Origin of the sequence: Lysinibacillus sp. FSL M8-0337 (assembly GCF_038593855.1) — a bacterium.
In the GTDB taxonomy this organism is placed as follows: Bacteria; Bacillota; Bacilli; order Bacillales_A; family Planococcaceae; genus Lysinibacillus; species Lysinibacillus sphaericus_D.
In genome coordinates, this window is sequence record NZ_CP151996.1 from 4,207,397 (window position 1) to 4,227,159 (window position 19,763).

Here is a 19,763-nt window from a genome sequence, read left to right on the forward strand (position 1 = left end):
TTACACCCCTTTTTACTTCGTTCATTTAAAGCATTAATATTAATCTATATTATGGAATGGTTTTATAGTTTACACAATATGTATTTCACAATAAATGTGTAGAATACTCACCTTTTCGTTTAAATATGCTAATATACACATTTTTTCGCACAGAAAAAAAACTATCTTTCTACAGGGATACAATGCGTAGAAAAATAGTTTTTTGATATTCTTTATAATTTAAATGTATTAATCGCTTCAATTACTTCCTTAGATGTGCGTTCCAAAATTTCTACTACTTCATTTAATTCTGAAACCATTGCCACCTGTAAATCTGAAGCAGTTGCAACTTCTTTCGTACCTAAGGCACTTTGCTGCGCAATATTTTGCATTTGCTCTATCGTCGCTAAGATTTCTTCTGAACCGGCTGACATTTCTTCGATTACTGCAGAGTCATCTTGAATTTTATTGTTAACCATTGCAACCGATTGTAAAATTTGTGAAAGGCTTGTACCAATTTGTTGCACCGCTTCATTCCCCGCTTGCACATCTTCCGTACTTTGTGCCATTTCAGAAAGAGCACGGTCCGTAATATCTTTAAAGCTTACTAAATGTTTTTGAATATCATCAGCAGAAGTCTTAGACATTTCAGCCAACTTACGTACTTCATCCGCTACTACTGCAAAGCCTTTTCCAGCTTCTCCAGCTCTCGCCGCTTCAATAGCAGCATTTAATGCAAGTAGGTTTGTTTGATCGGCAATATTGGTAATAACTAGCACCATATCTTCAATTGAACGGAATTTATTGCCCATCTCTTCAACATGTCCTGCTGTACGCAACACAGAAGATTCAACATTTTGGATTTGCGAAATAACCTCTTGTGAATGGTTTACATTGGACTCTACTAATCCCGTCATGGCACTGGAAGACTCAGCGATTTCGGAAGTTGTATCAGCTAAACGTTGGATGCCAATGGACATTTCATTCATTGTTAACAAAACCTCATTATTGTTTTGCTGGTGCTGTTCACTACCTGCCGCAATTTCAATAATACGGTCTGCAATTTTTGAGTTTGATGCTTCAACCTGCTGTGAAGTAGCATCTATTTTGCCTACAACTTCTCGTAAAGCAACCGTGCGAAGCTGAATCGTTTGGAAAGTGTCTTTTAATTTTATCAGCGATTCCTTAAAAGCATTGGCGAAAACGGCAATTTCATTTTTACCTTTAAACTGTAGTTTTTCGACTGCTTCGGTTGCTTGAACAATATCACCGCGTGCAAAGCATTCAGCAGCTTCACCTAAAGAACTAAGTGGTTTTAATGAACGGTTAATATAACGATACATGATGTACATTCCAACCAGAGTTAATACTAACATAATCGCAATAAGGGCTGGTAAAACTGAAGTTAATACAGTATTCGTTACGCCACTTACTTGTGTCGCCTCAATATCTACACCAACAAAGGCAACAATCGTACCGGATTCATCTTTTAATGGCACCGTACCCGATAAATAATCTCCAAAGTCACTATGTAATATTGCGGAATAATAGCTACCTGTCGCCATTACTTTTTCAAGATCCTTATAGTAAGTAGAAGATGATTCCGAATTAATAGCACCTGCATTTTCTTGGTCATCATTAGGCATACCATCTACTAAAAATCTTACTTTCTGATCTTCCTTTGGTACCGCAAATGTATAAGCATAAAGCACGCCATTTTTTTCTCGTAAATCGTTTAATTGCTCTCTTAGCTCCCAGTAAAGTTTAGACTCCGATGGTTTTTTCGAAAGCTCAATATAATCGTCCGCATTTAACTGTTTTGCAATGTTTTCTGCTACCGCTACTGCCTGCGAGCCCATTGTTTTATTTACAGATGATTTCGCCGTGTAAATCGTCGTGACGATAAAACCAATTAATAAAGCGACTAATGTCATTAATGAAATTAAAATAATTTTATTACTTAACTTATTTGCTCTGCTCATATTTTTGGCACACTTTCCTTCTTCATTTTGCTAGTATAATAACTAATTATTACCTAAAAATTTATTTTTTCAACTATTTTGACTTTAATACTATAATATTATTACTACCCAAGCGCATAATGAGAGTAATGTAACAAGCAGTGTCGGGATCGTTAGGATAATACCTATTTTAAAGTACTGCCCCCAACTAATTTTAATACCTTTTTGTGCCAATATATGCAGCCATAACAATGTAGCTAAGGAACCAATCGGCGTTATTTTCGGCCCTAGATTCGTGCCTATAACATTAGCATAAATAAGTCCTGCTTTGATTGTTCCTGTTGCACTTGTTTCAGCAATAGCTAAAGCATCTATCATCACCGTCGGCAAATTATTCATAACTGCTGATAAAATGGCTGCTACAAACCCCATCGTTAGCGTCGCTACAAATAAGCCTTCCTGAACGGCATACTCTAACAAATCGGCTAACACCCCCGTAAGCCCTACATTTTTCAAACCATAAACGACTACGTACATTCCTATTGAAAAGAACACTATACTCCACGGGGCACCTTTCATAACCCTCTGCGTATCAATATTTTTACTTCTCTGTGCCAACCATAAAAAAATTATCGCAACACTACATAAAATAAATGACACTGGAATAATAAAATATTCACTAAATAAAAACCCAATTAATAATATTGCTATAACGTACCACGAGATGTGGAATAATTTTTTATCTCGAATGGCAACAGTTGGTTGAACCACCGCCTCCATCGAGTACTGCTTCGGAATAGCCTTTCTGAAAAAAACATATAGCACGAGTATACTAGCTATTAAAGAAACGATATTCGGCACTACCATATGCACCGCATATTCTGTAAAGCCAATATCAAAAAAATCCGCTGATACAATATTTGTTAAATTACTAATCACCAGTGGTAATGATGTTGTATCTGCTATAAATCCACTTGCAATAATAAACGGAAAAACTTTTTGCTCTGTTAAGTTTAACTTTCGTACCATCGCTAATACGATTGGCGTTAATATCAATGCTGCACCATCGTTCGCAAATAGTGCTGAAACAATCGCTCCTAAGCAACCTATATAGATGAATAAGCGAATGCCACTACCTCTTGCAAGTCGTGCCATATGTAATGCAGCCCATTCAAAAAATCCGATTTCATCCAAAATAAGAGAAATAATAATAATGCCTATAAATGATAATGTAGCATTCCACACAATGTCAGTTACCGCCACGACATCATGCCATGTTACAACCCCCAACATTAAGGCAAATGCTGCACCGATACAGGCAGACCATCCAATAGATAATTTACGTGGTTGCACAATGACTAAAAATAACGTCACTAAAAAAATAACGATTGCGAATAAGGTTTGCACAATTCTCCCCCTTAATAAATTTCCACATTTGCTTATCAATGCCCATTATCACCCGAGCATACGCAAAAAGCACCTTCTTTAACCTATGGTATCCACTGATTTTTAATCTTTATGAGACGAAACTCTTTTAGAGTTGGAGGGCTTTTTGCTGGAGTATGTAAAAACCAGTAGCAATGGTTTGCTACTGGCCTGACTGATAATAAAAACTATTCACCTAAATCAGCGTTATGGTAAACGTTTTGTACATCATCTAAATCTTCTAAAGCATCAATTAATTTTTCAAATTTTGCTACATCGTCACCTGTTAATGTAACTTCTGTTTGAGGAAGCATCGAAAGCTCTGCAACGGTAAATTCTTGAACACCTGCCGCCTTTAGTGCTTCTTGCGCAGCAAAGAATTGATCGGGCTCAGCGTAAACGATAACCGTCTCTTCTTCTTCAAGAATATCACGTGCATCGACATCTGCTTCCATTAAAATTTCAAGCACTTCATCTGCAGTCTTACCTTCTAAACCAATAACTGCTGTTGAATCGAACATATAGGCAACAGAACCACTTACACCCATGTTACCGTTGTTTTTACCAAATGCCGCACGTACATCAGATGCAGTACGGTTCACATTGTTTGTTAAAGCATCAACGATTAGCATTGTACCAGCTGGTCCAAAACCTTCGTAGCGTAATTCATCGAAGCTTTCGTCACCGCCACCTTTTGCTTTTTCGATAGCTTTTTCAATAATATGTTTAGGAACACTGTAAGTTTTAGCACGTTCAAGAACAACTTTAAGAGCGCGATTTGATTCAGGATCTGGTTCGCCTGATTTTGCTGCTACATAAATTTCACGACCGAATTTTGCATTAACACGACTTGTGCTTTGGTCTTTTGACGCCTTCTTTTCTTTAATATTGTTCCACTTACGACCCATTGTTTCCACTCTCTTTCAAAAATAAAGTTTATAAAATCATAGATGCACATCTACACATCTGCAAATGGTATTTAAATACTTTTCGTATCTTTACTCTGCAAATAATAACATATTGATGCTTCCAAAGCTAGATATACCAATGTTTAAGGTAATATTTTCACAAGGGAAAAATCACATAATATTTTCCATTTTAATACAAAAATAAGCGTAAAGTTAGTGCCTATAACTTGTTGTCAAACTTAATTTTTTGTAATAATGCCTGACAGCCCTCTAATACTAGTTCATAAGTTTCCTGAAAATCACCTGTATAGTATGGATCAGGTACATCCATTTGATGGTCCGTTAAATCTAAAAAACGAAAAATCTTCGGTGAATCAGGATTACCTAGCATCGTAAAAATATTACGTACATTATTTTCATCCATTCCTACAATATAATCAAATTGATCAAAATCATGCTTTTGTAGCTGTCTTCCTTGCATTCCCTTTGTCGCTATACCATATTCTCGTAACTTGTCTTGTGTGCCACGGTGGGGTGGCTCCCCGATATGCCATGAGCTTGTTGCAGCGGAATCTACGTCGATTTTGTCGGTCAACTGTGCTTTTTCTATTAAATCTCGCATGACTGCCTCAGCCATTGGTGAGCGACAAATATTCCCTAGGCAAACGAATAGTACACGTATCATCAAAAATACCTCCTACGACAAAGCACCCAAAATCAACGAGATTCTGAGTGCTTACTGTATTATTTTTTATCTGCTGCAATGCGTTTATTTAATTCTTCTGTTAAAGCTACTAACTCATGTTCAAGATGGTGTGTAAATTCCTCACGACCTTCTTTTCCCTTCCCTGTCACATAAAACGGCTCTCCATAGATAAGATAACCCTTTCCTCTTTTAAAGACATCGCCCGCATTTCGCGCTCCAACGTAAGCGGCTGGAACAATTTGAGTTTTGGACAGTTGTGCTATTGTGATGGCACCCTGCTTTAAATCTGTTCCTTCTGAATTACGCGTACCTGAAGGGAAAATCCCAACAATCTTTCCCTCTTTCAGCAGCTGTGAGGGAATTTTGATCACACTTGGTCCGGGATTATCACGATCAACAGGAAAGGCATTTAAATGATTAATAAGCCATCCTAGTCCTTTGATATCAAATAATTGCTTTTTCGCCATAAAGTGAATTTCACGAGGCATGACCGCAACACCTAAATTTAATATATCCACATATCCTGTATGTGTACACGCAATAATAAACCCACCATCCTTCGGTAAGTTATGCGCATCATATACACGAGCCTTTGAACCTGTTAATTTTAATATTAATTTGACAAGATTTGCCGTAAATTTATACACTGTTTTATTCCTACCTTATTCAATAGTTATTACTATTGTAATCGAAAAGTGCTATATATCGCAATTGCCCAAGTCAAATCTATCTGATTTATACCTGACCGATTAAGATATCCACATCAATCGTTATTTCCCTGACATCCACTTCTGCTTGCTGTGCTTTATGCCAGCCCATCGGCGTCATTTCTAGCAATGCTGGTACAAGCATTGAAGCAAGTGGAACCGTATAAGTAATGCGCTCTACTGTAACCTTTGTAAAACTTTCACGAAAGCGTTCGACCGTTTGCTCATTGGAGTACGTTTCTTGAGCCGAATCAGCGTAGAGTTGCGCTCGTAATTGTTGCAAATAACCACTTTGCGGAACCACTTTTATAACGCATCCTCCAGTTGTAAGTAGTCGTTTAAATTCTTCATAATTTGCTGGGGACAAAATATTTAATATGACATCGAAGCTATGCTTAGCAAAGGGACTTTTCGCTAAATCTCCTACACACCAAATTTGCTCTGGGTAATGGCGAGCAGCAGCAAGGATTCCCTCTTTTGCAATATCAATGCCTACACCGATACCATCTCTTTCAGACAGTATGCGAGCTAAATGCGAACCCTCTCCACAGCCGGTATCCAGCACCGTTTTTGCTTGTCCTATTAATTCTGCTATTTTCTCCTCTAGAGGATCGTACAACCCACTATCAATTATCTTTTTGCGGGATTCAAAAAGATCCTTGCTATATTTAGAGGTTGCTCCATGCGTTAGCATATTGACATAGCCTTGCTTGGCGATATCAAAAGAATGGTTTGCTGTACATGTCAACCTCCCTTGCTCATACACTTGCATGGACTCCTGACAAATTGGACAAGCAAATAGCTCAATATTTGCATTTATTAATGCCGCTCCTGCAGCTCGTTTAGAAATGGCTCCCATTTAATTTCCCTCCTTTTTTTCTGTTGGCGAAACAATGGCAAAACGCTCCCATTTTCTACTTTTCCACCTAAAGTATACGATAATAGCACGCATCCATTCATCTGCTGAAATAGCTAACCAAATCCCTACTAATCCCCAATCTAAAACAAATACAAATAAGTAGCCAAGTGGCAAACTCATACATACCATTGATAAAAAACCGATTTTGACAGGAAACCTTGCATCACCTGAAGCACGTAATGAATTAATAACGACGATATTCATTGTACGACCTGTTTCTAACAAAATACTTAATGCTAAGACAGATCCGCCGATCGCGATAATCTCTGGATTATCTGTAAATAAGCTCATGAACTGCGTACGGAAAATTGTGACAACACTCACCATAAGGATTGTGAAAATAAAAGCTGAGCGCACACTTATCCATAATTGATGATAGGCCTCATCTTTTTTACCTGCCCCCACATATCGACCTATAATAATCGCCGTCCCTGTACCGATTGCAACTGCAAATAAGTATGTAAACATTGAAATATTCATGGCATATTGTCTTGCTGCAAGCGTCTCAGCACCTATATAAGTTGCGTAATAAAGGAAGACAATTTGGCAAAATTGGTAGAGCACTTGCTCAAAAGCAGATGGTAAACCGATATTTAAAATTTTTCGGACATATTCTTTTGAATAGCTGAAATAGTATTCTATTTTCACACGTATCTCCATCACCTGATACAACAGCCACGAAAAAACAAGTACCGCCAATCCACGGCTAATAATGGAGGAAACCGCAGCGCCCTTAACACCCAATTCTGGCAGTCCAAAATTCCCAAAAATTAATCCGTAATTTAAGATGACATGAATAACATTCATTCCAAGCGAAACGTACATGGTCTGTTTCGTCCAACCATGGACACGAATAATGGCTGCTAACGCATTAATAATAGCCTGTAAAAAAATAAAACTACCTATAATGACTAAATAGCTTTGCGCATATTGCAAAACATCGCCCTTTAAATTCATCATCGTCATTAAATGGCTTGAGCCAAAGAAAAAAATCACACTCATAATAAGCCCAACAATTACGTTCATCGTAACGGCTAATGCCGAAATTTTTGTAGCCTCTAAATAGCGTTTCGAACCTAAATATTGCGATACAACAATTGCAGCACCATTGCCCACCACTTCAAGTATTAATATCGCAATATGAATATATTGATTGGCAGCACCAACACCTGAAACTGCATTATCCGACAAAGCACTTAACATAAATGTATCGGCTAATCCCATTAACATAAATAAAAAAACTTCCAAAAAGATCGGCCATGTTAAATGAAATAAACTAAACTGGTCGGTCGAATGTTTCTCTCTCATCGCATGTCCCAACTACTTCACTCTCTCTATCCATTACATAAAAATCTATTGTATCTTATCACAGATTGGCTTGTTGTATAGGATAGGTAATACAAAAATAATTGCATAGCTTACAAAAAAATCCCTCTCACTGCATGGCTGTGAAAGGGTGTCTTATTAACATAAGCAATATTCTTGTAATTGCTGTCGTTTTTCTGTTGTTAAGCCAAATTCTTGCTCTAAAAATACGTTTTTTGAACCGTATCGACTATCCATAGCATCAAAGGCGGCTTGCAAATAATCCTCGCGCGCTGACATTAGTGCGTGAAACTGCTGTAATTCATGATCATTAAAAGTATCTTGGATTGCCTGTGCCATGCGTTCTACCATTGGACGTAAGTAAATATTTGTTTCTAAATAGTCTTGCATAATGGTTTCCTCTGGCACATCTAATGCTAGCAAAATAAGAGCTCCTCCAATACCTGTTCGATCTTTGCCTACTGCACAATGATGAACTAGACCTAGATTATCTGGATTTTGGATGGTTGCCATTAATTTTTTAAATGATACATTGTTAAATGGCATTTGTGCATAAAAATCTCGGAACATCTCAGGACTTACAACTTTATAAAAATTGTGACCACCAGTATTTGTTGGCATCTCAAACGCATGATTTCCCTTTGCAGGAATTTGAATATACTTTGCATCCTTGAATGTTGGATTAGGGTTATTTCGTGCCTCGTGTTCATCTCGGTAATCAAAAATTGTTTTTACCCCTAATGTTTCAAAGCGCACCTTATCCGCTGGTGTCATCTTACCAAGTGCAGCTGAACGATATAGCAAGCCATTCTTTACGATACGACCATCCCTCGTCTTATAGCCACCCATGTCGCGGAAATTCAAGACTGCCTCAAACGGAATAACTTTCATGTCAAACTGTGTCATCCACTACGCCTCCCTTATGTTAGCAATCATTTCTACTTCTATTTTATAGAACAAACAAAGAGAATACCAATTATCCAATGCCTTATTTATTCAACTATATTTATTTTAAAACAGGAATAACGCTATTGTCCGCTTCGGCGAATACTTTCTACAAAGGAAGAAATGCCAGCGGGCAACAACGGCATAGCAAAAACAGATAATGGGACAAAAGAGAAAAAGTGTTAGATTGATGGCAGTCAATCTAACACTTTTTTGCTGCGCCGTTATTGTCCGCTTCGGCGGTGCTTTCTGCGGGCACACCGTAAGCCGCAACCCTCGCTACGCGCGGTCTGTTGCGTCTAACATAATGTGCTTTTCCCGCTAGAGTCACCACCTCCGCCACCAACAACTAGGGAACCCTTCTAATTTATTATTCATTGCAAAAGAAATAATAGTAAATATATTCTATATATTTTCTTAGCAAAAATTTATCAAAACCAATGTACCTCTATTTAAGATTTTAAGGTTATGTCCCAGCCTCTTTTCTCTTTCGCCTAAAGCTAATATGAAAGGTTCTTTACCGTTTATCCTTATTTAAATAACTCAGGATATACAGCTTTTGCAATCATCTCAACAGCTTCCCCGATACGAGGTCCAGGACGATTTGAAATATCTGTATCAATAGCATTTACTGCTTTATCTTGAATAGCTGTAATCGTATTCCATCCATCACGTCCTAGAATTTCCCCTACTGGGTCTTTTACATAGTTGACCGTTGTTAAAATAACTTGAGGGTTTTTCGCAATAACATCTTCCTCTGCAACCTTTACCCATCCTGTTTGGTCACCAAATACATTGTTGACATTTGCAGCATTTAAAATTTCCTGTTGGAAAGTACCAGCTGCTGTTGTATAAATATCAGGTTTTGGGCTAATTTCTAAGTAAACATTTTTTGGTGTTTCTACACTTTTTACTTTTGCTTGAACATCAGCAATTTTCGCTTTAATCTCTTTGTTTAATTGCTCGCCTTTATCTTGTACACCCATCACTTCAGCAAGTTGTTGAATATCTCCATAAACATCTTCAAATGATGCAGCTGATTGAATAACAAATACTTTCACACCTGCATCTTCAAGACCTTTTAGTGCATCTAGTGTCTCTTCATTTCCTGTAGAGTACGCAATGACAACATCTGGCTTTAAGGCTACAATTCGTTCGCTATTAAATGTCACTGAATCTGACACACGTTCGATGTTTTTTGCTTCTTCTGGGTACGTATCATATTCTGTAGCTCCGACAACTTTATCGCCAACACCTAGTGCAAATAAAATTTCTGTGTTACTTGGTTGTAATGACACAACAGTTTTCGGTACTGCATCAAATGCTACTTCTACATCGCGATCATCCTTAACTTTATAGCCACTTTGCTCAACTTGTTGGTCCGATTTAGATGTATCGTCATTTTTCGCTTTATCTGCTGTGCCGCATCCTGTCAATACAAGCGCAAGCATTAACACAGTAAGCCATTGGAATTTTAATAGTTTTTTCACTTTATTCATTCTCCTTCTTTTTCTTCATTGGATATGATTTGCTAATAAACGGGATTTCAGCGATTCCAGCCTGTTGATTCATGTAAACAGCCATAACAAAAAATACATTAGCTAGTAATCCTAAGTAGTCGAAAAGAATGGCCGGTACTTCCCTTTCCTCTGACACTTTATGTAGCACGCGGTACGATTTTTTTGCCTCACTCCGACATAAGTGAAGCGCAGTTGCAGCCCCCGTGCCTTGTGGCAAAACAAAATTTTGTATTTGTTCCTTTACATGTCCTACATAAAAATCATAACGATCACTGAGCCAGGACAAATCTTCTTCCGTTACCGCAAGTTTGCCACGTACCGAGCCGTTGACATGGTATGCCATTGGCAAAATAGTCAATAAATCTGCCCCGACTAGTTCAACTTCTTCGGCTTTTACAGCAGCCAATGCTACACCGATATGCGTTGTTAAACTATCTGTACGGATTTCAAAATCAACTGTAGATATTTTTTCACGCATGAATGGGTAACAAGAATAACGCGCATCTTTTTTCATCTGTAATCCCTTCTTTCTTTCATGAACAGATTTTGCTTAAAAGGTGCATAAAAAAACGTCGCTCCCTAGGGAACGACGAAAATAGCATATATAGTGTTGTCTAACGAAGACAGCTAATGTATTTGCCGTATATCCTCCTAGCTTCCGAAGAGTTTTTATACATTAAATAACGGTCGGTCTCCTGGCTCGTACAGTTAGCTACCTTCATTTCGTAGCGCTCATAAAGCCTTCCCATCCTGTTGTCTTTGGACAGTGGCATGTATTATGATTTTTGTACTTACAGTTGCGGAAACAGCTTCGGTCTTACACCGAATTCCCGATTATGCTAAAATTAGCACCATTATTCTGCAAGAATTATTCACTTGAATAGCAGTTTATCATATATGGATTTAAAAAAATAGTTATGAGATTGAAGTATAATCGAATATATCCACACCGTACTTAGCACTATTTCTACATAGTGACCAGCTATTCGTTATTCTTTCCTAATAATTCTGACTAAAAGAACTAGCTATAAAATTTTTTCAATTGCTTGCTCAATATCTAGTTGGGAATCAGTTGGTTCGAAGCGTTCAACTATATTACCTTGATTATCTACTAAAAATTTCGTAAAGTTCCAACGAATATTACGCCCATCTAAAAAGCTAGGAGCGATTTGGATAATTGATTCCGCTAACATCTTTTCCTGCATATTGGCTTTGCCGAATTCACGAAAATCTACTTCGTGCTTTAAATAATTGAATAATGGATGTGTCCCCTCGCCATTTACTTGAACTATTTCAAAGATTGGGAATGTTACCCCGTAGTTAATTTGACAAAGTTTAATGGTCTTTGCTCCATCTTCTGGGTTTTGTTCTCCAAATTGATTACAAGGGAAACCTAACACAATAAAATTATCCTTGCCATATTTATCATACATTTTCTGTAAATCTTCGAATTGATATGTAAAATCACATTGGTTGGCTGTGTTGACAATTAGCATCGTCTTTCCACGATAGGTTTCCATTGATAAAATTTCACCGTTTGGCTTCTTTACTAAATAATTATAAATACCCATTATCTCGACCCTTTCTACTTTCTATTTTTTTATATAGAATGACCAACTATAACCCCTCACCGTTATGTGAACAATTATGTTGCTTATTCCTCAACAAATGGTTTTGTCGCTTTTTTTGAAATCTAATAACTATTGCCTACTAAATCCCTCATAAGTAAATAAGACCTATATTCACATGAATCAAAAATACTGTTTTTTTTATTATAACAATAACTTTTCTTTCTTCAAAATAACACGCTCAACCATAAAAATAGCCATCTCGCTATGTTAACGGATGGCTGTTTTATATTTCTTTTTACATTTTGTATCTTGCTCTTCTTCAATTAATCTCATGGCAATATCCAACAATTTATGATCATTAGTAGCATCAAATAATTTCTTGAATGAGACAATAATATCATAACGAATAAGTGTTGGTTGTTTTTCATCCATACAAGTTTGGAACCTTTTTGCTAAATAAGAAACAATTAAATCTCTTTGAACCTGTCCTGCAAGTCCTATTTGCCAGATTGCTTGTAATGCCTGTCTTGCGGTTACTTTTCTTTCATCATACGTCACTGCCCAGATTTTTAGAAAATCATCAAGAACACGCTCTTCCGGATCACTCTTTGCTGCTAACGCACATAAAAACTGCGCAGCACGCGCACGCGCATGTCCATTATTATATGTAAGGGCTTTAACAAGTTGTTCCCAAACTGCATATGTCCAATCGACTGGCTCTTGCACAATCTTCATCAATTTTCTATAAGACTCGTATTCAATTTCACGGTCACGCTCTGTTAAATTACTAAAAAGCTCCAAAATCTCTTTTTCCATGATTTATCCCTACCTTCATTACTTTCAGAACGTTTTCAAATTTTAATTTTAATGTGTTACACTGTACTTAAATTAATGATAAAAAGGAGAGCTTATGAATAGATCTATAACTCGAAAGTTGATTATACGAACGCTAGCGATTATATGCCTCCTAGTAGCTGCATATTTTATCATACCAGTCTCCGTGCCCATACTATTAGCAGGTGTTACAGCTTTTTTATTGGAACCCATTGTCATGTTTTTTAAACGAAAATGGAAAATGTCTCGGAAAATAGCTGTTGCGTTTATATACATAGTAAGTGTTATTTTTATTTCTATTATCTGTTACTTTACTATTACACAACTAATGTCGCAAATAATTTCCATTTCCAAACAAGCACCTTACTATATTTCTAAGCTATCTGAGATGTGGGGGCATATGCAAGAGAATATTTCAAAATATACAGAAGACTTTCCGACTGAAGTGAGTTCCTCACTTCAAAAAACGGCAACCGACTTTATTAAGAAAATTGAAGAATCTTTTTTAAACTTCTTTAATTATACCAAAGTTACGACCTTCTTTTCACAAATTCCAAGCCTCTTTATTAGTCTTCTCGTTTATATGATTGCTCTATTTTTATTTATGCTCGATTTACCTAAATTAAAACAGATAACGTATAAATATTTAAAGCCATCAACAGAAAAGAAATTAAAAATTATTACGAATCGTTTAAAAGATGCATTTTTCGGTTTTATGAAGGCACAAGTTCTTGTTAGCTTTATTATTGCAGGAGTTACATTTGTTGGGTTACTCCTTATTCAACCAAAATTTGCGCTAACAATGACTTTTATTATTTGGATTATTGATGTTATCCCGTTCCTCGGCTCCATTATTATTTTAGCGCCTTGGGGAACTTACCACCTGTTGATGGGGAATACATCGATTGCCATTAAGCTCTTTGTTCTTGCAGCTATTTTATTAATTATTCGTCGAACTGTCGAGCCTAAAGTAATGGGCGCACATATCGGTTTATCGCCTCTACCAACATTAATAGCGATGTTTGTTGGTCTACAACTATTCGGTATCATCGGCTTACTTGTAGGGCCATTTGTTATCATCTTATTGTTTGCCTTAAAAGAAACAGGGGTTATTAAAATCAATTTTAAAATCTAGCAGATGTGTTTTGGAAGAGGGCGGGCGCCAAGTTGTAAGAAGTAACAAAACGTCGCTCGCAAATTTACAGCTGTGCTAAAGTCCTACCAACGAGAATTATAAAAATAAACACAGGGCACATTCTATTCATGATAAATAGAAGTGCCCTACATTATTGTCTATTCTCTACTGTTTTAATTAATAAGCTCCGCTTTCTTTAAGAAGCGTTCGATTATTACCGCTACTTCTGCACGTGATATGTTGGCAGTTGGCGCAATTGTTTTATTTTCTTTGCCTGTTACTAAACCTGTTTTCACTGCAACTGCAATAGGAGATTTAGCATATTCAGCAATTTGTCCTTCATCTTTAAACGTAGCTAAAATAGTTGTCGCTTCTTGCTCTGAAATCGTTTTATCTACATCGGTTAATAACAAAGCACGCGCTAAAATAGTCATTGCTTGCTGACGTGTAATTTTATCATTCGGCCCAAAGTTCCCATTGCTGTAACCTTGAATAAGCTTGTATTCACTTGCAGCATTGATATAGCTTGCATACCATGCATCTGTTGTTACATCTGCATAATGATTAGTACGATCATCTGTTTTTAAACCGAGCGCACGGACTATAATAGCAGCAAATTGTGCACGTGTTATATCTTGATTAGGTGCAAATATGCCCTCACGTACTCCATTAATAATCATTCGAGAGCCAAGATTATTTACAGCCTCTTTTGACCAATGATTGGCCACATCCTTAAATTCAATTGGATTCCAAACAAGAGCATACGTACTATTCGTTAAGCTATTAATCACCGCATAGTACTTTCCTTCTTTTTGTATTACCTTTGTCGGTACATGATGCGTTGTGCCGTCTTGTTTAACGACAATTCCTGTTGTAATTTTGCTTGCTTCTACGTCTTTTGGTACCGCTATAGTTCGTTGAACATAAGCATTGAAGCTTGTAACATCAACCGTTTTCATAGCACTTACCGCTTTTACAGTAAATTCAATAGGTGCAACCATTACAGAGAAGTTACCTTGTTGTGCCACATTTTCTACAAACTTCACCATATCGTTTGTAGGCTTCGCAATTTCAATTTGCACTTTAATATCTTCAAGTGCAATACCCTTGCCTATTTGCGTAGAAATAGCATCTATATTGATTTGTGAAGCTGGCAATGTGTAAGAAGCTGTTGGTGTTTGAATAACTACTATTGCTTGCTCATTCTGCATATTTTTTACCATTTGAGCATTTAATTCTCCAACAATGATATCAGCATCATTGTTTACAGGAATAGTCACTACAGCTTTATTACCTTCTGCTGCTAGTTTTTCTTGTAACTTTTTAGAATCTACCGTGACAGTCATTACTTTTTGAGACCCTACCTGTGTATTTGTCGCTTTACCAATGGCCTCTTCCTTACCATTAACAAGTACTTTTACTTCTTCTGTAGGAGTCGGCTTTGGAGTAGGTTCCGACGTTGACGGCGTACTAGAAGAAGAACCACCATCACCACTAGACATCACTTCCCACTTCGCATAGACCGTTGTATTGCCTACAATTCCTTTTGTAAAATCAAACAACTTTGTCAGTTCACGATCCATATACCAACCACCAAAAGTGTAACCAGCCTTCGTTGGATTTTCGCTTGGTTTTGTAGCGACAGCGCCCTCTTTTACTTTTTGCGCTTGCACTTTACTACCACCATTCACTTCAAAGGTAACAGTAAATTGTGGTACAACCGTTATTTCAAAATCAGTCGTAACTTTGCCTCCAAAGTCGTCTTCAGCAGTAACAGTAATGGTTGCTTGTCCGGCTGATAATGGGTTAATTTTTAGATTATTATCTTTGATTGAAACTGTTGCAATTGCTTCTTTATGTGAAGTTGCAGATAGTGTCAAAGAATCATTATCTAAATCCTTAAACGTAGTCGACAAGTCGATTGAGATAGCATCACCACCTGCAATACCTTGTTGATTTGCAATCGCTTCATTGACAGTAGGTATTTGGTTTTCTTGTACAGAAAAAACGACATTTCCTGTTGCTTCTTTCGGATCAATTAATCCAGAAGTTGTACCATCATCTACAATTGTATATTGAAAGCCCGCTTGACCTTTAAAATCCTTTTCTAAGGCAAACTTAATTTCATCATTTTCAATCGTTACGGTTCCGCCTACTGCATTATCAACAGATTTCACGCTAAGTTTTTGATTGTTTTCGTTTTCTGGACCTGCTTTATCATTACCAAGCAGCTCAGCAAACGTGATGATTTTAGCTTTAGCATTTTCTTTCACTGTTAGTGTATCATCTGTCGCGATTGGTTCATCATTCACTTCACTCACAGAAATAGTACCTTGCGCTGTATGACTTAAGCCACTTTCTGTTGCATCAAGTGCTGCAGCAACATCAAAACTAAAGACATCATTTGCCACTGAATTTAAATATTGTGTCGGCGTGAACTTTAAACCGCTATTCCCTTCAGCAATGGTAATAAAATCTCCATTTTGGATGACTGTTGTACCATCGTTTTTAAATAATGCCCCACCTTGAATATTGCTAATTTTCAGATGTGTAACGGCATTTCCATCTTCTGATGTAATAACTAATCCACTTTGCGTTTGACTATGTTCTGTAGTCGAAGCATTTGTAATAACTGGCATACTTGCACTTCTGATTACAGTTAATGTATACGTATTTTCAATACCATTGCTAGACTTTACAACGACAGGTATACTATTTTTCCCAACTTGGAGTGAAAGCTCATCAGATGGACTGTCACTCGTAACATCTGTATCTAGTACTTTTATTGTAGCGGCAGTATCCATTACGGTCGGTGTTACCTTTAACGAAGTGACTGCATTATCTACATGGACTGTATAGTCATTTGTGTCTTCTGCAAAAGTAGGGCTTAGCGTTCCTTCACTCACCGTTAAATTAGACAGTGTTGGTGGATTGCCCACTACAACATTACATGTTGCAAATTTTGTACCATCCTTTGTTGAAGTGACCGTAATGGTAGCGCTACCTTCTGCTAAACCTGTCACTAAACCATTTTGGTCAACTGTTACAATCGTAGGATCACTAGATACCCACGTTACATCTTGAAATGTTGTATTTGCAGGAGTAAATAAAGCTGTTAACTGTTTTGTTGCATTTGGTTTAAGCGTTATATTCGTTTGATCGAGCGCTAGATTAGTAGCATCAATATATAAATTTACTGGAAGATAACTAACCTTATTGTTTTCAACTGTTAAAATATCATTAACACCATCATTATTCATATCTTCTATAAATAGTTGCTCGATTCCCCCCCCACTTGTAGTAATATCAGGAGCGCTGTTAAATTGACCTACCCCATTATTAAGGTGAATATCTAATTTCTTTTGATTTGCATTATTTAAAGCTGTAAGAGCAATATCCTTATAACCGTCATTATTTAAATCACCAATTGCAATTGAACCATTTATAAATGCACTTCGACTTAATAGCGTTATATCAAAACCTGTATTCGCACTATTACGAAGTCCTACAGATATTTCAATTGATTTCGATGGGTAACTACCTCTCACTAATACAAAATCATCTTTTCCGTCTTGATTTAAATCATCTGAAGCAACATATAGTGCGGCTATACTATCCGATCTTTGAGGTACTGCTTCAAGGTGAAATGTACCATCGCCATTACCTAGTCCAATTTTAAATAAATCATTATGATTTTTATTATCTGTCGAACAAATATAGTCTAAATTATGATCACCATTAAAATCCCCCATAGAACAACTTTGAACTCCCGATAGAATATCTACACCCACACTCTCTATCAATGAGAATGAAGGATTATTTGGTGTACTATTATTAATGCCTACATATACTTTTTCAGTTTCAAACCAAATGATATCATTTTTTCCATCATTATTGACATCTCCCGTTTGCACACTCTTACCGTAAAAAGCTTTTGAAAATAGATTAAACGTAGATTGTTTCGTTAATGTTTGATTATCATGGTTCCATAAAATAATATTATTAGGGCTTTCTGGAACGCCATTTGGTCCGGCTGAAACAATATCCTGTTTACCATCACCATCTAAGTCAGTCATTGCTGTACTATAAAATTCATTCAGCTCCCGACTCCCATTATGTAATTGATAGGCAGGTACTCCTTTTAAATCGCTTAACGTAAAGGGTGTTAAACCCACCATTCCTGCCATGTGGAGTGTACCATCACTATCTTTTCCAATAGCTACTACTTTTTTTCCAGAGCCAATCGTTCTACCCGAAAATACCGCTTGTGGTTCTCCTAAAAATATTTGATTTAACGATGTTGCCTTTGCTTCTCGAGGTGCAATCGGAAGCAAGCTAAGTAGCATGATAAAAACAATAACAACATGTAACAATTTCTTATTCTGCATTCTATTTCTCCTCTTCTAGTTTATTTTTCTAAAATGAATGCCGTAATCAGCATAACAACTGAAACTCTCAAACTTCTCTCAAATAAGATACTTTAGCATTAATTTCATAGGAAATGATTATTACTTTTTACATTATCAATCTCTATTTAAAACCGTAAAAAGGACTTACATTTAATTAAATAGCCAAACAAAAATAGCATCTATTATCGTGATAATCCGATAATAGATGCTATTGCCTATTTTTATTTAACTTTTTTGCTATTTCATTCGTCTAACTGTTATAAGCTTATTGAATACGACCGAAGCCTACTAAATATTGGTTCCACCAATCAAGTGATTCGATCACTACGCCTTTATTTTGCGCATCAATCATTGTGTTATTACCAAGGTAAATCCCAACATGTGCTACGCCTGAACCATAGCTAAAGAATACTAAATCACCAACGCGAGCTTCACTTGCTGAAATACGTTGTGTTGCTAAGTATTGTTGTGATGCTGTACGAGGTAATGATACCCCAGCTTGCTTGTAAGACCATTGTACAAGACCAGAACAGTCAAAGCCTGTTGTAGGGTTACTACCACCCCAAACATACGCACGACCTAGGAATTGCTTGGCAGTTGAAATAGCACCACCTGAAGATGCTGTACCAGCACCAGATCCTACGACGATTGACTGTGGTTTGCCACCGTTATTGTTCACTTGTACAACAGGTGTAGCTGATTGAAGTGCACGTAAACGAGCCGCTTCTTCTTCAGCAGCCTTACGTTCAGCTTCTAAACGCTCTTCTTCTTGTTTCGTTGCAATTTGAGCCTTTAATGCAAGTGATTTTGCTTGGTTTTCAGCTTTTTTCACTTCCATTTCGCTTTCCTTTTGTTGAAGCTCTTGGAATTGTTTTTGAAGCTCTTTTTGTTTTTCATCTAATGTTGCTTTTTGTTGTTCTAATTTCGCTTTATCTGCTTCTTGTTGATTTACTAGCTCTTGGTCAGCATCCATTAATGTTTTAACCGCTACGACACGGTCCATTAAATCTGCAAAACTCTTTGCTTCTAGCACAACGCTTAAATAGACACCTACTGTGTTATCTTGTGCTTGATAAGCAGCCATACGTTCACTTAAAATAGCTGAACGTTGCTCAATGCGTTTTTCCGTTTCAACAATACCTGCATCTACTTCTTTGATATCAGCTTGTACTTGGTTAAATACTTTCACTTTTTCATCAATTTCTTGTTGTAGCTGTTGTAACTCTGTCTCTAATTTTTTTACTTCCGCATCGATTTTTGCTTTTTTCTCGATCATTTGCTGAGACGTTTCTTCAGCGTGTGCTTCAATCGGTTGTACTGTATTAAATAATAAGCCGCCTGCAAGTGCTAATGTTAGCACCATCGACTTACGCCATTTATTGCGCTTACCCATGAATCTTCATTTCCCTTCATCTATC

Annotated in this window: 15 protein-coding genes and 1 riboswitch; of the genes, 1 reads left to right on the forward strand and 14 read right to left on the reverse strand. The window is 36.9% G+C overall.

The features are described from left to right. Positions 1 to 212 precede the first annotated feature (212 nt). The 12 genes from MKY08_RS20460 to MKY08_RS20515 form a co-directional block, all read right to left on the reverse strand. Positions 213 to 1,961: a methyl-accepting chemotaxis protein gene (locus MKY08_RS20460; protein ID WP_069508012.1), complete on the reverse strand. Its 1,749-nt coding sequence runs from the start codon at positions 1,959 to 1,961 to the stop codon at positions 213 to 215. Positions 1,962 to 2,051: 90 nt separating this feature from the next. Continuing rightward, positions 2,052 to 3,350, reverse strand: a complete 1,299-nt coding sequence (locus MKY08_RS20465) for an arsenic transporter (protein ID WP_176723122.1) — start codon at positions 3,348 to 3,350, stop codon at positions 2,052 to 2,054. Positions 3,351 to 3,553: 203 nt separating this feature from the next. After that, positions 3,554 to 4,273 (reverse strand): YebC/PmpR family DNA-binding transcriptional regulator, encoded by a 720-nt coding sequence (locus MKY08_RS20470; RefSeq protein ID WP_069508016.1) that lies wholly within the window; start codon positions 4,271 to 4,273, stop codon positions 3,554 to 3,556. A gap of 220 nt (positions 4,274 to 4,493) precedes the next feature. Beyond that, complete coding sequence (locus tag MKY08_RS20475) at positions 4,494 to 4,958, reverse strand: low molecular weight protein-tyrosine-phosphatase (RefSeq protein WP_069508018.1); 465 nt, start codon at positions 4,956 to 4,958, stop codon at positions 4,494 to 4,496. Positions 4,959 to 5,017: 59 nt separating this feature from the next. Continuing rightward, positions 5,018 to 5,626 carry a 1-acyl-sn-glycerol-3-phosphate acyltransferase gene (locus tag MKY08_RS20480; protein ID WP_069508020.1) on the reverse strand — a complete coding sequence of 203 codons (609 nt, stop codon included), beginning with the start codon at positions 5,624 to 5,626 and terminating at the stop codon, positions 5,018 to 5,020. Positions 5,627 to 5,714: 88 nt separating this feature from the next. Continuing rightward, complete coding sequence (locus MKY08_RS20485; protein ID WP_069508022.1) at positions 5,715 to 6,545, reverse strand: putative RNA methyltransferase; 831 nt, start codon at positions 6,543 to 6,545, stop codon at positions 5,715 to 5,717. Further along, the gene (locus MKY08_RS20490) at positions 6,546 to 7,913 is read right to left on the reverse strand and encodes an MATE family efflux transporter (RefSeq protein ID WP_069508283.1); all 1,368 of its coding nucleotides are present in this window, start codon (positions 7,911 to 7,913) and stop codon (positions 6,546 to 6,548) included. Positions 7,914 to 8,069: 156 nt separating this feature from the next. Further along, entirely contained in the window at positions 8,070 to 8,837 is a 768-nt protein-coding gene (locus MKY08_RS20495; protein ID WP_069508024.1) for a tyrosine-protein phosphatase, read from the reverse strand. 569 nt (positions 8,838 to 9,406) lie between these two features. Further along, on the reverse strand, positions 9,407 to 10,366 hold the full coding sequence (locus MKY08_RS20500; RefSeq protein WP_081327827.1) for a cobalamin-binding protein: 960 nt from the start codon (positions 10,364 to 10,366) through the stop codon (positions 9,407 to 9,409). Position 10,367: 1 nt separating this feature from the next. After that, a complete protein-coding gene (locus MKY08_RS20505) occupies positions 10,368 to 10,910 on the reverse strand; it encodes a hypothetical protein (protein WP_069508028.1) in 543 nt (180 codons plus the stop codon). Between the two features lie 153 nt (positions 10,911 to 11,063). Next, a riboswitch (cobalamin riboswitch) is annotated at positions 11,064 to 11,267 on the reverse strand. Between the two features lie 154 nt (positions 11,268 to 11,421). Further along, the gene (locus tag MKY08_RS20510; protein WP_069508030.1) at positions 11,422 to 11,967 is read right to left on the reverse strand and encodes a glutathione peroxidase; all 546 of its coding nucleotides are present in this window, start codon (positions 11,965 to 11,967) and stop codon (positions 11,422 to 11,424) included. Positions 11,968 to 12,234: 267 nt separating this feature from the next. Next, positions 12,235 to 12,783, reverse strand: coding sequence for a hypothetical protein (locus MKY08_RS20515; protein WP_069508032.1), 549 nt, complete (start codon positions 12,781 to 12,783; stop codon positions 12,235 to 12,237). Positions 12,784 to 12,877: 94 nt separating this feature from the next. On the opposite strand from MKY08_RS20515, the gene ytvI reads away from it, so the two are divergent. Beyond that, entirely contained in the window at positions 12,878 to 13,936 is a 1,059-nt protein-coding gene (ytvI, locus tag MKY08_RS20520; RefSeq protein WP_069508033.1) for a sporulation integral membrane protein YtvI, read from the forward strand. 173 nt (positions 13,937 to 14,109) lie between these two features. Here the strand turns inward: ytvI and MKY08_RS20525 are convergent, their stop codons facing one another. Both MKY08_RS20525 and MKY08_RS20530 read right to left on the reverse strand, forming a co-directional pair. Further along, positions 14,110 to 18,324, reverse strand: coding sequence for an S-layer homology domain-containing protein (locus MKY08_RS20525; protein WP_069508034.1), 4,215 nt, complete (start codon positions 18,322 to 18,324; stop codon positions 14,110 to 14,112). Between the two features lie 286 nt (positions 18,325 to 18,610). Continuing rightward, a complete protein-coding gene (locus tag MKY08_RS20530) occupies positions 18,611 to 19,738 on the reverse strand; it encodes an NlpC/P60 family protein (protein ID WP_069508036.1) in 1,128 nt (375 codons plus the stop codon). Between the last annotated feature and the right edge of the window lie 25 nt (positions 19,739 to 19,763).

Coding starts and splice junctions, on each gene's coding strand:
- MKY08_RS20460 (WP_069508012.1), bottom strand. CDS start 1,961: ATGAGCAGAGCAAATAAGTTAAGTAATAAAATTATTTTAATTTCATTA.
- MKY08_RS20470 (WP_069508016.1), bottom strand. CDS start 4,273: ATGGGTCGTAAGTGGAACAATATTAAAGAAAAGAAGGCGTCAAAAGAC.
- MKY08_RS20475 (WP_069508018.1), bottom strand. CDS start 4,958: ATGATACGTGTACTATTCGTTTGCCTAGGGAATATTTGTCGCTCACCA.
- MKY08_RS20485 (WP_069508022.1), bottom strand. CDS start 6,545: ATGGGAGCCATTTCTAAACGAGCTGCAGGAGCGGCATTAATAAATGCA.
- MKY08_RS20490 (WP_069508283.1), bottom strand. CDS start 7,913: ATGAGAGAGAAACATTCGACCGACCAGTTTAGTTTATTTCATTTAACA.
- MKY08_RS20495 (WP_069508024.1), bottom strand. CDS start 8,837: ATGACACAGTTTGACATGAAAGTTATTCCGTTTGAGGCAGTCTTGAAT.
- MKY08_RS20505 (WP_069508028.1), bottom strand. CDS start 10,910: ATGAAAAAAGATGCGCGTTATTCTTGTTACCCATTCATGCGTGAAAAA.
- MKY08_RS20510 (WP_069508030.1), bottom strand. CDS start 11,967: ATGGGTATTTATAATTATTTAGTAAAGAAGCCAAACGGTGAAATTTTA.
- MKY08_RS20515 (WP_069508032.1), bottom strand. CDS start 12,783: ATGGAAAAAGAGATTTTGGAGCTTTTTAGTAATTTAACAGAGCGTGAC.
- ytvI (WP_069508033.1), top strand. CDS start 12,878: ATGAATAGATCTATAACTCGAAAGTTGATTATACGAACGCTAGCGATT.
- MKY08_RS20525 (WP_069508034.1), bottom strand. CDS start 18,324: ATGCAGAATAAGAAATTGTTACATGTTGTTATTGTTTTTATCATGCTA.
- MKY08_RS20530 (WP_069508036.1), bottom strand. CDS start 19,738: ATGGGTAAGCGCAATAAATGGCGTAAGTCGATGGTGCTAACATTAGCA.